The sequence below is a fragment of the Paenibacillus sp. MBLB1832 genome, from assembly GCF_032271945.1.
GTDB classification, from domain to species: Bacteria; Bacillota; Bacilli; order Paenibacillales; family NBRC-103111; genus Paenibacillus_E; species Paenibacillus_E roseopurpureus.
Map to the genome: position 1 here is coordinate 1,329,313 of NZ_CP130319.1, position 14,081 is coordinate 1,343,393.

Sequence of the window (14,081 nt, forward strand, 5' to 3'; positions counted from 1 at the left end):
AGCCCTCGAAGCGGTAGGGATGCTACTGTTAAGGTAATCCTTTAATAGAAAGGAAACAGTGAGAAGGGTCGTGTTCAGGAATGGGATTGAACTATGGGGATAAAGTCTGGCAAGAAATGATAAAAGATCATACAGGCGAGTGGGGAATGGACATCAATCATTGGGATTGGGTGCCAGGCGTTGGTGTGATCGCGATGCTGGAATATTACGAGGCGACGCGTCGACCTGAGGTGCTGGCCTATTTGCAGGATTGGGTTGCGCGCAACAAAGCGAAGGCAGCAGGGAAGACGGTTATTAACTCAAGCGCACCGTATGCGATTTTCCCAGCTCTGTATCGCATTACAGGGGATGCTTGGTTAAAGGAGGAAGCGATTCGTATCGCCGAATGGATGATTCACGATACACCGCGCACGCGGGAGGACGCTTTCGAGCACACGGTGACGGAGAAAGTGGAGTTTTCCGAGCAAGTGTGGGCGGATACGATTTTCATGGCTGTGCTGTTCCTCGCACGAACCGCTTCGTTAGTTGGCAGCAGGGCGTATGCGGAGGAGGCGCTCAAGCAGGTCTTGATCCATTTGCGATTACTGCAGGATCCGCAGACGAATGTGCTGTTCCACGGGTGGAACTGTGCAACTGGCGATCATATGTCTAGCGCGCGCTGGACGCGTGCGAACGCTTGGATTGCGGCGGGAATTCCGATGATCGTTCAGGAAATTGCAACGATCGTTGAGATTCCAACTGAGCTGAAAGAAAGATATGGCCGTCTGATGAGCGGATTGCTGGCATATCAACAGGTGGACGGTCTATGGAGCACGGTAATGGACCAGCCGCATTTTTACAAGGAAGTGTCGGGCAGCGCAGGGATTGCTTATGGTTTGTTGAAAGGAATGGAGCTGGGGCTCATTCCTAGACAAGAGGAGACGGCAGCAGCGGCGGAACTAGTATTCACGGCAATTTTACCCTATATTACAGAGGAAGGTATTGTGGAAGGGGTATCTGGCGGTACGCCTGTCATGCCTACGATCCAAGCTTATCAGGACGATATTCCAACGTATCCCACGCTCTATGGTCAAGGTCTGGTATTGATGCTGTTATCCAAAGTTCTACAGAAGGAGCAAGTCGAATATGCCTAGTGATGCGCTATTGAAAGCGATACAACTTAATGAACAACGATACAACGATGAAGTCAAATTAGTTCGAACTCCGCTTGAGGCAACGTACCATACGGCGCTTAAACCTGCTACGCATCCTTTCGTCTATGCGTTGTATCCTTCGATGAGTTATGCCTATGATTTGCTTACGTTGGGCGGTGACGCCAATGCGCAGCGCGCAGCTGAAATCCTCGGCGTTATTGTAACGCATCAAGATCAGGATCCATCGCGGGCTACGTATGGGATTTGGCCTTATTTCTATGACGAATCACTGGATGAGATGGATCGTCCGGACTGGAACATGGCGGATTTTCATGGGAAAAAGCTGGTTCTCATTTTAAAAAAGTATGCGGCTCAACTCCCAGACACGCTTGTTCGGGACATACGTGAGGCTGTTTATCATGCTTGCCAAGCGATCATTCTTAGAAACGTCGGACCACATTATACGAATATTGCGCTTATGGGGGCTTTCGTTACCCTGGTAGGCGGAGAAATTCTTGGAGATGAAGAGATTCGCAGCTACGGAGAGAAGCGATTGAAGCGATTTCTTGATTATACAACAGGTATCGGCACATTCACGGAGTATAACAGTCCCTGTTATTCCCCGCTTGCTATTGAAGAGCTGGATAGCGTATATCAGGAGTCGACGACGCCTGGGGCCGTTGCGGACGCCGAGCAATTGCTGGACATCGCATGGCACATGATTGCGAAGCATTACCATCCAGCAACGCGGGAGTGGAGCGGTCCGTACAGCCGAACGTATCACACGAGGATGACGGAGCGGGAGAAGGATTTCCTGGGAAATGCTTTGAAGCCTGATTCAGGGGGCATTCAATGCGCAGAGCGGTATCATTCCTATTTTAGCTCGAAGGAAGAGCGTTATTATACAGAGCCTACAATGATGGCATCGGAGACCGGTTATCAGAACTATGCGACAACGTATCAAAATGACAAGCTATCTCTTGGCAGTTATACGTCCGGAAGTATGTGGAATCAGCGCCGCAATTTGCTGGGCTTCGTGGACGCTGGCGGGAAGAAGGTCTCCATTCAGCTGCAATTCTTGAAGGATGGGAGGGACTTCTGCTCAGCGATTTTCACAGGTGTGCAGTCGCGCAACCAGGTGCTGTTCAGCTTCAATCTGGCGACAGACAATGGCGCGTGGCATCAAGATCTGGACATCATCAATGGCAGGTTTCAAGCGAAGGATTTGCGCATTCGCCTGCTGCTTGGCGGTGAGCTGGAGGGACTGGATCTTCCTGCGAAGCAGGAAGGGAGACGCATCACAGCGCAGCTTGGCGATACGCAGCTGCAAGTAGAAGCGGTGCTCGACAGCTCCGATTACGGTCCGTTGGTGCTGGCAATCGAGCGGTCGGCGGAAGAGCTCCACTTGGACTATGTGATCTCTTCGGGAAACGAAGAGAGAGCGTTCGACTTCCACAAGCTGCAGCAAGCGGTATGGGTCTTCGCCTTTTCCTTGGGCAACGATGTTCCGTTGCCGACTGTTCATTTGTCGCAGCAAGGGGAATCGGTGACAGCCTCAGCCGATACGGAGGAAGGCGCTATGTCCATCACGGTGCCCGTTGCACCTGGGCTCACAGCCGACTTCTACCGTGGCAATCACGTTCGTCTGCCGCAGGCTTTACAGAAGCAACTTGTGCAGTAGTAACAGGTTCGGGTTGACTAATTACAATAAATTGTTGTTTTAATAAAACAACTAACTTACGGCTTCAATTCAAGTGACCCGATCAATAAGATGTTCGGGTCACTTATTATTTATTTTGATGTGAAATATTGTTAAAATATTGGGCTCTATAATCGTAGAGTGCGCTGCAACGGTTGTCGTCAGATCCATCATGAACTGCCAGAATGTTTGGTTCCTTACAAGCGCTACGAATCTACTTGTATAGAGGACGTGGTTTCAGAGGATGCCGTCCTTCATTGTTTACACACGGATGCTATTGTTAGACTCAGTTCGTAGTCTAGCAAAAGGAGATGTTCATGAATGAAAGATAGGCAGAAAGTGGAAGAAATCGCCGCACAGCGGGTTCAGATATTGTCACCGCTTAATCCTGTCAGCAGTATTTTTTCGGTGATCCTGTTGACCGTTGTCTGAGGCGTTTTATATACGAAGGAAAATCAAAACGATGCTTGGCATACTGTCACGAGAGAGCTAGAACAAGGTGAGCTTGCGGGGCAGTTACCTGGCTCAGGGTCATTTTCATAAACACGAAATCTCCTTCTTTTTGCCTTAGAAATCTTCGTATTGTCCAGTTACTGGTAAAGCCTGTGGTAGTTATACTATAGGGGTATTCTCATAATGAGTAACTTAAGGGCTTACAGCGCTTGACGGAGGTGGATACCGGGATACCTAGCAAGGAAAAAAGGGCTCAAAATCCAAATTGGGATGAGAGGAAGGAGTTCAATTTTATGATGTTTCGACTAGAGGATGCCTGGCTTCGGCGATGGTGGAAACCTGCTTTCTGTTTCGTACTCTTGCTAATCGGATTTTCGCTATTTGCAACGACCACGGATGCGGCAACGATTGTGACATACCCCGCCCCTTCCACAGAAACGGCAAATGCTAATTATGCCGTGAAGGTCGATACCAGCAATCTGTTCGTCTACGATACGAAAGTGCGCTCTGCCGCTAGCGGTCATATGGGTTTCGCATCCTTCGACTTCTCCAGCGGACCGGTTACGATTACAGTAACAACCAATTTTGATATTACTTCCGGGGTGGTCATCCGGCCTTTAGCAGCGGGCATCACGCCGACAGTAAGCGGTCGTACGATCACCTTCTCGGTGAGCAACCCGGTCAATCTGTCCATTGAGGTGAACGGGGACATTGATAATAATCTGGCCCTATTCGCCAATCCGATCGAAACAGCGGCTCCACAGGATAACGGGGCGTCCAATGTCCTCTACATGGACCCGGGAACGCATTCCAGCAACATTAACTGGGGCACGAAGGATACCTTGTATTTTCGGCCCGGTGTGCATCGATTGACGGAAACGTTAATTATTCCGAGCGGTAAGAATGTTTATCTGGCTGGCGGGGCCGTGGTGCAAACGCGTGTGGCTACCTATGATGCAAGCAATGTGAGGATTTTCGGTCGAGGCATTATCGATGGAACGAATGCACCCCAGGTCTACGATTGGGGCGACCACCGCAGCAGCTTCTTCTACTTTGTTAGATCCGATCATATCGACGTCGAGGGAATAATACTGCGAAGCAGTCCCGGTTTCCATATGGTCCCGGTGGAGTCGGAGTACGTCAATATTAAGAACATCAAATCGATCGGCGCTACGATTTCGAACAAGGACGGCTACGATATTGTGGATTCGCGATACGTAACCATCGACGGCATTTTCATTCGAACCGTGGACGACGCTATTGCCATCAAGGGCAGCTATAAGATTGCAGGGCAAAGGGGCGAATCCTCCTACATCACGGTGAAGAACTCCACGTTCTGGAATGAAGATCAAGGCAATTCGATGGAGATCGGCTTTGAGGAATCCACAGACCAGATTCGCTATATCACGTTCCAGAATATTGACATTATCCACACGCGCAGCGGTTCCGTCATCAGCATTCACAATGGGGACAGCGCCCATATCCACGATGTCTTGTACGACAACATCCGAATTGAAGATGTGCAGACGTCCCGATTCATCGATATGGCCATCGACTACTATACCTATAGCGCAGACCTTGAAAGAGGGGAAATATCCAATATTACGTTTAACAACATCAATTATATCCCTGCAACGATAAAGGGATCCCAAATGAAAGGGTATGATACAGCGCACAACGTTGACAACATCAAGTTTTATAATTTGAAAATGGGCGGAACGACGATCACGAGCGCTTCCCAAATGTCCTTGACGCTATTGCCCTATGTGACGAATGTTCTGTTCAGCTCCAGTCCGGCCGCGATATCGCCATGGCCTAACGTCACGCTGCCTCCTGGCAAGCCGATGCCTATGATCTGGGAAGGGGAGAAGCGGGCGCCAGTTTGCTCGACCGGGGACTCCCAAACAGCTGTAGCCGACGCGAACGCAAGTCTGGGCAAATACGGCCAGGTTCTCTTTAATGCCGCGAATGATTACTGCGATTATTTCACATTAGCCGCCTTCCCTGGAGAGTACGATGTGTATCTCGGAACCCATAAGTCCGATACAAGAGGGATCTTCCAATTCACCATGAATGGGATGAACGTCGGTAGTCCGTTCAGCATAAATGACGTTACGACCGATTATTCCTCCACCGTCGGCGAAGTTAAGGTAGGGACGGCTTATATTCACCAGTCGCGCAACAATTTCCGGTTCACTGTGGTAGGGCAACTTGGCGGAAGCTCGGACTATGCGCTCGGCTTCGACTATATCAAGCTGGTTCCGCGCTTTACGGAAGCAACGAAGACGCTGAAGTATGAAGCGGAGGAACAGCCTTATACCGCAACAACCGGCAAAGTGCTGACGATTGGCCGCAATGTGAACGCAAGCAATAATGCCTATACAAGCGTCAATACAAGTGCGGCGGGGCAATATGTAGAGTACTCGATTCATGTCCCGGAAAGCAGAACCTATGCGGTAAAGGCCAGAGTACACAACTATGGCTCGCGCGGTAAGTATCGCCTGTCGATTGACGGAGGGGCGGAGCAAGGGCTGGAGATCGATGGGGCCAATCCATCGGCCGCTTACTTGGAGTACTTTCTCGGATATAACGCACTCGCCGCTGGCGACCATACATTCCGTTTTACCGTAACCGGCAAGAACCCGAGTTCCACAGGCTACAGCATAGGGCTGGACTTCATAAGCCTGGAATATATTCCGGGTTTACCCGCCTCCTTGTTGGAGGTGGAAACGTTACCCGCAGCAGCTTCAGCCGGCAGAACCGTATCGACCGTTTCGCATTCCGGCGCGAGCGGAGGAGCCTTTAGCACGGTGAATACCGCAACTGTCGGCGAATGGGTGGAATACTCGTTCTATGTAGCAGAAGGGGGTGCGTATACGCTCAAATCGAGAATGAATAAGTGGCCTTCGCGTGCCATCGTTCAGCCCTATGTGGACGGAACTTCGATTGGCACGACGATCGACCTATACAGTCCGTCCACAGCTTGGCAGGAGTATACGCTTGGTGTACGATGGCTGACGGCCGGCACACACAAGGTTCGATTCCTTGTGACGGGGAAGAATGCAAGCTCGTCGGGGTATGTCATAGCTACCGACTCCTTCCAACTGGTTCCGTAGTGTAGCAGACCGTGAAGACCACCCCCTCTATGAAGGCATAGAAGGGGTGGTCTTTTCTATATAAAAGTACAAGTTTTTCTGCAAGATTGTGGATGTGCCATCAGGAACTGTCCATGTAAACTGGAGGATGAATGGAAGGAGGGAGATAGCAAAATGTATCAGATGCTCATTGTCGATGATGAGAAGGAAATACGCGAGGGGTTGACTGCATTCGAATGGGCCCCTCTATTGATCGAGGTGTGCGGGGTATGTACGCACGGACTCGAAGCGCTTCAGTTTCTAGAATCGTCCCCTTCTCAAGTGGATGTCGTTCTGACGGATATTCGCATGCCGTTCATGGATGGCTTACAGCTATTGGAAACCCTGCATAGGCAATATCCATACATTAAAGTCGTGCTCTTGTCCGGCTTCGGCGAATTCGATTACGCCCAACGGGCACTCCAGCTCGGAGCTGCGGATTATGTGCTGAAACCCACATCGTTTCCTGCTCTTCGCAATTCGTTTACCCGTCTCGTTCAAGCGCTGGATCAAGAAAGGCACTCCGAGGAGAACAGGCAAGCGCTAATGCACAAAGCCCGGTCGCTGTCCCGCAGGCTGAGGGAAGAGCATCTCGCCCGTTTGTTTAGGGAGCCTCTGTCTTTGGAGGAAATTGAAATCGGTTCGAATGAAGGGGAGATGTTGATCGGTGAGGGTCCCTACTTCACCATTCTGTTTCGGCTCGATCGTATGGCTCTGCATGGGAACAAGATGGAGGAGAAAGAGTGCCAGCTCGTCATGTTCGCCTTCGATAATATCCTAAGCGACGTTTGGGAAGGCGAAGGAAGGGGCTACCACTGGGTGGGACGAAGTCAGGCCATGCTATATTTGCTGACTTCCGATGAGAATCCGGCGGAGCTGGCACAGGCGGTCAAGGAACAGCTCTACCGCTTCATGGGACTGTTCAAGTCGACACTTTCGGTCGGAATCGGTGGCAAGGTGGACCGGATCGAGCAGCTTTATCTCTCTACTCAATCGGCTTGGGAACTGCTTCATCATGAGAAAGAAGCGGATCGAATGGCCATTTGCAGCACACCGGTTTGTCTGCCAGCTGCGCCTCTGGTTCCTTCGTCTGAATCAAGGGACAGGAACCTGAGCAGGAAGAGGGAAAATATGCTGTTGCAGCAAGCCAAACAATATATTGAGCAGCACTTTGGAAGGTGCATTACACTTAAGGAGGTTGCGGGTGAGCTGTATATTACGCCCGGGCACTTGGGCGCCTTGTTCCGCCAAAGTGGTGAAACCTTCATGCAGGTATTGACTAGGCTAAGAATGATTGAGGCGATGAGGCTTCTGCAGGACCCGCGTTATAAGGTATATGAGATTGTGGAACGGGTAGGTTATTCGGATCCTTCCTATTTCACAGAGCTGTTCAAGAAACAGACGGGCTTGACACCACAGGAATTTAGGGGGAACAGGTATGAACGTACGTAAGCTCATGCCGCAGCAAGGCTCGATCCAATCCAGGATTGTGGGGCTTTCTTTACTTCTATCGATGATGGCCCAAGCGATTCTCTTCTATATCGGCTTCTCGTTCTATCTTCCTCTTCAGAATCAGGCGAGGCAGGAAGCCCAGGCATCCATGGCGGATCAGCTGCAGGAGCAGGTTCTGACCAAATTTAACGATTGGTATAACTTGCTTACCGTGCTTCAGCGACCGGAGATTAGTGATTTGTTTCTGGATACGAATGGGCTGCGCGCCCCTGCAGAGATTACTCCGATTCGGGATCGTACGGTCAGGCAGCTTCAGTCGCTGGAGCTGGGTGACTCCTACGGATTGGAAAAAATTTATTTTCTTGGCGCTGACCGCAATCAATTGGCGATGTCCTTCGATGTCCAAACGGGACAGGTCGTGGAGCTGCAGGCTCTCCGTTATGATCTTCTGGCTGAGGCTAAGCTGGAAGGGCGTTTTCTACAACCGCTGGGGAGGGTCCGCATGCTTCCTGAGAAGGATTCCCTGGAGCAATGGATCCTTTCGTTGGGGGCAGATCTGCTTTCGGAAGGCACAGATAGGGAACTCGCGGATTTGTTTGCAGCAACATCGAAGGGCTTATATGTAACCAATGGAAACGAGAACGGAGTCTTCATCTGCATGGTCATCGATCCCGAGGGATTGCAGGGGCTGCTTTCAGCTCGTGCAGTGCCTTCCGCCTTCGTAAAGCTAACAGAGGAAGGAAAGGTGCTGTGGTCCTCGAAGCAGGACGATACCAGACCGATTCAAGCCAGACAGGTGTCGCTTCGACCGCTCGCTCCGTATCCTTACGAGCTGCGCGTCGAATATGCGGTGGCTGGAGGCTGGCCGCTACCCGGGAATATACTCGGCCTTCTGGCTATTCTGTACGTCGGCCAACTGCTCTTCACCTTATCGGTCAGCTATGGGTGCTCCAGCGCCATCTTCAAGACGTATACGAGGATCGCGAAGAGGCTGGACCGAGAAGTAGCATCGGTGGAATGGGGGAACGTGCGCCTGGACGAAGGCTGGTCGTCGCAAAGGTTGAATCGGCTCAGTCTGCGTACCAAACTGCTGGCAATCTTCGTTCTCGCTGTCATCGTTCCCGTTGCCGCGATCGGTTATTTGTTTAACGAGATCACTTATCGAACAACACTCGATCAGATCAGTGCTATCCAAGTCGAAGCGAGTAAGGTGTTGCTTCGTACAGCCCAGAGTCGAATTCGGGGGGTGGAGCACCTGACGGAGCAGCTCGCGGCTTCCGAGCAGATTCGGCAATTTCTTCTGCAGCGTAACTTTCAGGATCTTAATGGATTCAGGGCAGATACACGCATGAAAATTCCGATGAGCTCCGGCATGGGAGAGCTCTCGTACTTTATCATCTACAATGAACAGGGACAAAGCTTGTATTCCTCCATCTACCCCGATCAGCCTGAGTTGTTTCAACTGGATCCTCGTACCTTTCTGGATACAAATCGACCAGTTTGGCTCTCCGCTTACAAGGACATCACCCGACAACCGTCGCTGGCGGTCACCAAGCGAATCGGGATTCGATCACCGCTGGGCATGGCCGATTATTATTTACTAGTCATCCCCAAATCAACGCTGCTGGAGGGGATCGGCTCCCCGGACGTCTTTCTTAAGATGATGAATGAACGGGGGGAGAACCTGACTCCCAACGGAAACTTGGTGAAGGGCGAGATGAAAGTCATTACCCACAAGGATGAGACTCGAGACTGGACATGGAGCTTCGCGTATTCACAAGTACTTGTCCGCCAGAGAGCACGGGACTACGGGGCGAGGTACGACATGGTTGTGATCATCGTCATCTTGTTATCCATCGGGATTTCCGCCGTTTTGTCCTACCTGGTCACCAAGCCGCTCGCCATATTGGTGGAAAGCATGGGAGCGGCCACTTTTGACGCGCCAGTCCCCCGAGTAGCTTCGCAAGGAAGCAGTGAGATCGCAGGCATTATTCGCAGCTATAACGGGATGGTCGAAAGGCTGGAGCGGGTTGTGAAGGAAAACATACAGGTGCTAAAGGAGAATGCAGACAGACGGCTTCAGGAGAAAGAACTGATGTCGCTTAAGGTGAAGGCGGAGCTGGACATGCTGCAGGCGCAGATCAATCCGCATTTTCTATATAACACGTTAGAGTTGATTAATATGAGGGGAATGCGCACCGGCAATCCCGAGATCAGCGAAATTGTAACGGCGCTTGCGGATTTACTTCGCTATAGCGTACATAAGGGGGGCGATACCGTTCCGCTTCGTCAGGAGCTGAGCCATGTACGCAATTATATGGTGATTCAGCAGCACCGGCTCGGTCATAGCTTCGAGGTGATCTGGCATATACCACAGGAGTTGGAGGAGAAGCGGGTCATTCCTTTTATCCTTCAGCCGTTGGTGGAGAACGCGCTCAAGCACGGATTAAAGGGCTATGAGGACGGAGGCGTCGTAAGCGTGGAGGCCGAACTTCGAGGCAGCCAGCTCAGGATAGCGGTATCGGACAATGGCATGGGGATGACAGCCGGACAGCTAGCGAGGCTCAAGGACCAAATCCTTCTGGACGTTCCAACCGCTGTGCAGCAAGGGATCGGACTGCGCAACGTTTACTTGAGGTTAACCCTATTCTATAGCGGGGATGCGGAGCTTCAAGTCGACAGTGGGATTATGAAGGGAACCCGCGTAACGCTCATTATCCCGAATCTGCCATAGAAATCGGCGATTTGTCCCGTGGCTGCCAGTTCCTACCGATTCTATAATACAGTCAAGGGATTAAAGAGTGTCCCTAATTTGAACGAATAGATGGAGGGTCTGTATGAAGAAATGGGTCTCAAGCATCGTCAGCGTAACCTTGGCGCTCAGCCTTGCCGCTTGCAGCAAAACGGGCGGAGGGGCAGCCGGAACATCTGATACCAAGCCAATCGATTCTTCGGCCAAGCCAATCGAGGCCAAGCCGAAGGATCCAGTCACGATCCGGATTACCTTTCAGGAAGGCGAAATGCCGAAGGATCAGATTGCCGAGTTCGAGCAGGCGAATCCCGATATCAAGATCTCGCGCGAGGATATCGCCCCGACGAAGCTTGCCGCTGAGCTTGCGGCGAATGAAGCTCCGGATATTATTAAGGTCAATGGTCTGACGGAGGTTCCTTCCTACGTCATTCGCGGTGTAGCAATGGACCTCACGTCCCGTTTCCAAACAAGCACGCTGCTGAAGGAAACGGACTTCCTGCCGGTGGTCGACGTTTATCGGTTCGACGGCAAAGAGCGGGGCAAAGGATCAATCTATGGATTCCCGAAGGACTGGTCGCCGGACTTTACGCTCTGGATTAACAAGAAGGCGTTCGAAGCGGCGAAAGTTCCGCTGCCTGATCCGGCCAAACAACTGACTTGGGAGGAAATCCTGGATCTGTCCAAGAAGCTTACGATCAAGAACGGCGATACCTACACCCAATATGGGTTTGTAAAGTCGGGTGGTACAGAGCTGGATCTCACGGTGCTCATGCACTACTTGCTGAGTAAGGGAGTCGACCCGAATAGCGCTGATTTTAGTAGCATCGATTTCACCAAGCCGGAAGTGAAGGAGTTTGCAGAGCTTTGGAATCAATTCGTTCAGGCGAATGTAGGCCCGAACTCTGTCAATAACTTTGACAAGGGCATTCATCCTAATGATATTTTCACAAACGGCAAAGCGGCGATGACCCTGAAGGGCTATTGGTTCTCCGGGGCTATGCGTGACAACGAGAAAGCCAAGACTCATCTGGATGACTTCATCATGCTGCCTCCGCCAATCGCCAAGAATGGCAAGTTCGCTTCTCCGACCGGTTCGGCAACAGGTGCCATTATCAACAAGAAAACGAAGCATCCGGACGAAGCGTGGAAAGTGTTCGAGTGGTTCTTTGGCGGCAAGCCTGCTGAAGTGCGCGCGAAGTCCGGCTACGGAGTTCCGGCTCTGAAGCACCTTGTGCCTGCGTTACCGCAAGGGACGTCATTTGACAAACAAACGTATCAAGTACTGCAGGATCAATTGAAGTACACAGGCTCGAACCTGTCGATTAACCCTTATCTGTTGAACGCAGACTCCATTATCGGCAAGGACATGGCCCCCTATTATTTCGGCAAGGGAACGCTTGACGAGTCGCTGGCTAACATTACAAAAGACGCGAACAATATCATTAAAGAGAGCAAAAGCGCCATAGACTCTGCTAAAAAATAAGTCATGCGGGGGATTCGTCTGCTCGACCAGCGGATCCCCCTTTTTAACTAGATAGGGAGTGAGGACAGCATGAAAGGATCGGGGCTTGCGCTCAACCTGACGGAGAAATCACGGAGGTCGATCGCATTCTATTTGATGATCTCCCCATGGTTTGTCGTATTTGTTTTGTTTAGTTTATACCCGCTGTTCTATGGACTATACCTTAGCTTTACCAACTATATTGGTCTCAATCTGCAAACGGCTAGATGGGTCGGCTTGCAAAATTATAAGAACGTCTTTACCGACAGCGATGCGCTATACGCACTGGGCCGAACCGTTATGTTAACGGCTGTTTATGTACCGATTAGCACGTTAGTCGGATTGTTGCTCGCCGTGCTGCTGAATCAGAACGTACGCGGTGTGGGGATCTATCGCACGATCTTCTACCTGCCGTCTATCGTTCCGCTCGTTTCCGCAGCGCTTATGTGGAAAATGATGTACGCCAATCAAACCGGAATTTTGAATGTTGCGTTGAAGCCGCTTGGCATGCCTTCCGTCAACTGGTTGAGCTATGATTATGCTACGATGTCCTTGATTATCACGCTCATCTGGGCTTCCGGCAGCGGTATCCTGATCAATTTGGCTGGACTGAAGGGAATCTCCAAGGAACTTTATGAGGCGGCTTCCATTGATGGTGCGCCGGCGCTGTCCCGTTTTGTCCGCATTACACTGCCGATGATGAGTCCTATCCTATTTTTCAATGTCATAATGGGCATTATTCATACGCTGCAACTCTACATTTTGCCGATTCTGCTCTCCGGTAACGATCTGCTGATGGCACCGATTCGCCCGAACTATGTCTATGTGGTTCACGCCTTTCAGCAAGTGTTTGCTTTCCAGCGGTTCGCCTATGGCATGGCCCTGCTGTGGGTGCTGTTTACTGTCATCTTGCTGATGACACTTGTTGTATTCCGCAGCAGCCGCTACTGGGTCCACTACGAAATGGAACAGGAGGAGTAGCCCATGACGGAAGCCGGTACTTCGAGATGGAGCCGGGCACTCATCTATGCCCTGCTTCTCATCTGCTCGCTTGCTTTCTTATTCCCGCTCTTCGCCACGCTCTCGAGCTCATTGAACCCACGAGGCTCGATGCCAAGCTTATTGCCGAAAGCCTTCAATTATAAAAATTATGTGGATGCAACCACCATGATCGATTTCTGGAAGTATCTCCGTAATTCCTTTGTCATCAACGCGATATCGGTGTTTACGTCAACCTTCAGCAGCGGGCTCGTGGGTTATGCGTTCTCGAGAATTCAGGCCCCGGGTCGGAAATTGTTGTTTATGCTCATTCTGTCTACGATGATGCTGCCCAATATTGTCATTCAAATACCGACCTATATTCTGCTGCAGAAATACGGATTGCTAAATTCATTCTATCCTTGGCTCATTTGGGGTATCGGGGGGACACCGTTCTTTATTTTTTTATATCGTCAATTTTTCTCCACGATCCCCAAGGAGCTGGAGGAGGCGGCGCGGATGGACGGATGCTCCATATTCAGAACCTACTGGAACATTTTCCTGCCGCTTTCGATTCCAGTTATGGTTACCGTGGCCATCATGAATTTTCAGGAAAAATGGGGCGACGCGATCGTTCCCTTCATGTTCCTGAAGCAAGCGAAATACCCGCTGGCGACGGCTCTTACCAATATCGGTTATACCGTTCAGGGCAATTCGGAGCTTATCGTTCAAGAAGTGACGGCAGCCGGGTCGTTCTTGTTCATGCTGCCAGTGATCGTGGTCTTCTTCTTCGGCCAGAGGTACTTGGTAGAGGGGACCGTGTCAGCGGGAGTGAAGGGGTAAAAGCAAGTAGTTGCTCTACGCTAAAGTCAAATTCCAATCGTATCCCAAGACTCCCGCTCGATCTTCATGTACCGGAGGCGATCAGTTTGTGCCTCTGGTTATTTGGGTTCCGTGTTATAATAACCACATCAGACCA

9 protein-coding genes are annotated in these 14,081 nt (G+C 50.9%); all 9 read left to right on the plus strand.

Features of this window, described 5'->3' with window-relative positions; translation table 11 throughout:
• Nucleotides 1–80 precede the first annotated feature (80 nt).
• The 9 genes from MJB10_RS06100 (at nucleotide 81) to MJB10_RS06140 (ending at nucleotide 13,945) form a co-directional block, all read left to right on the plus strand.
• Nucleotides 81–1,133 (plus strand): glycoside hydrolase family 88/105 protein, encoded by a 1,053-nt coding sequence (locus MJB10_RS06100; RefSeq protein ID WP_314802612.1) that lies wholly within the window; start codon nucleotides 81–83, stop codon nucleotides 1,131–1,133.
• Nucleotides 1,126–2,814, plus strand: coding sequence for a hypothetical protein (locus MJB10_RS06105; protein ID WP_314802614.1), 1,689 nt, complete (start codon nucleotides 1,126–1,128; stop codon nucleotides 2,812–2,814). The genes MJB10_RS06100 and MJB10_RS06105 overlap by 8 nt, the downstream gene beginning before the upstream one ends.
• A gap of 159 nt (nucleotides 2,815–2,973) precedes the next feature.
• Nucleotides 2,974–3,129, plus strand: coding sequence for a DUF6431 domain-containing protein (locus tag MJB10_RS06110; protein WP_314802615.1), 156 nt, complete (start codon nucleotides 2,974–2,976; stop codon nucleotides 3,127–3,129).
• Nucleotides 3,130–3,578: 449 nt separating this feature from the next.
• Nucleotides 3,579–6,401, plus strand: a complete 2,823-nt coding sequence (locus MJB10_RS06115; RefSeq protein WP_314802617.1) for a glycosyl hydrolase family 28 protein — start codon at nucleotides 3,579–3,581, stop codon at nucleotides 6,399–6,401.
• A gap of 153 nt (nucleotides 6,402–6,554) precedes the next feature.
• A complete protein-coding gene (locus MJB10_RS06120) occupies nucleotides 6,555–7,871 on the plus strand; it encodes a response regulator transcription factor (protein WP_314802619.1) in 1,317 nt (438 codons plus the stop codon).
• The gene (locus tag MJB10_RS06125) at nucleotides 7,858–10,605 is read left to right on the plus strand and encodes a sensor histidine kinase (RefSeq protein ID WP_314802620.1); all 2,748 of its coding nucleotides are present in this window, start codon (nucleotides 7,858–7,860) and stop codon (nucleotides 10,603–10,605) included. The genes MJB10_RS06120 and MJB10_RS06125 overlap by 14 nt, the downstream gene beginning before the upstream one ends.
• Before the next feature lie 103 nt (nucleotides 10,606–10,708).
• Nucleotides 10,709–12,106: an ABC transporter substrate-binding protein gene (locus MJB10_RS06130; protein ID WP_314802621.1), complete on the plus strand. Its 1,398-nt coding sequence runs from the start codon at nucleotides 10,709–10,711 to the stop codon at nucleotides 12,104–12,106.
• A 69-nt stretch (nucleotides 12,107–12,175) separates the two neighbouring features.
• Nucleotides 12,176–13,105: a carbohydrate ABC transporter permease gene (locus tag MJB10_RS06135; protein WP_314802623.1), complete on the plus strand. Its 930-nt coding sequence runs from the start codon at nucleotides 12,176–12,178 to the stop codon at nucleotides 13,103–13,105.
• 3 nt (nucleotides 13,106–13,108) lie between these two features.
• A complete protein-coding gene (locus tag MJB10_RS06140; RefSeq protein ID WP_314802625.1) occupies nucleotides 13,109–13,945 on the plus strand; it encodes a carbohydrate ABC transporter permease in 837 nt (278 codons plus the stop codon).
• Nucleotides 13,946–14,081: the final 136 nt, after the last annotated feature.

Coding starts and splice junctions, on each gene's coding strand:
- MJB10_RS06100 (WP_314802612.1), top strand. CDS start 81: ATGGGATTGAACTATGGGGATAAAGTCTGGCAAGAAATGATAAAAGAT.
- MJB10_RS06105 (WP_314802614.1), top strand. CDS start 1,126: ATGCCTAGTGATGCGCTATTGAAAGCGATACAACTTAATGAACAACGA.
- MJB10_RS06115 (WP_314802617.1), top strand. CDS start 3,579: ATGATGTTTCGACTAGAGGATGCCTGGCTTCGGCGATGGTGGAAACCT.
- MJB10_RS06120 (WP_314802619.1), top strand. CDS start 6,555: ATGTATCAGATGCTCATTGTCGATGATGAGAAGGAAATACGCGAGGGG.
- MJB10_RS06125 (WP_314802620.1), top strand. CDS start 7,858: ATGAACGTACGTAAGCTCATGCCGCAGCAAGGCTCGATCCAATCCAGG.
- MJB10_RS06130 (WP_314802621.1), top strand. CDS start 10,709: ATGAAGAAATGGGTCTCAAGCATCGTCAGCGTAACCTTGGCGCTCAGC.
- MJB10_RS06135 (WP_314802623.1), top strand. CDS start 12,176: ATGAAAGGATCGGGGCTTGCGCTCAACCTGACGGAGAAATCACGGAGG.
- MJB10_RS06140 (WP_314802625.1), top strand. CDS start 13,109: ATGACGGAAGCCGGTACTTCGAGATGGAGCCGGGCACTCATCTATGCC.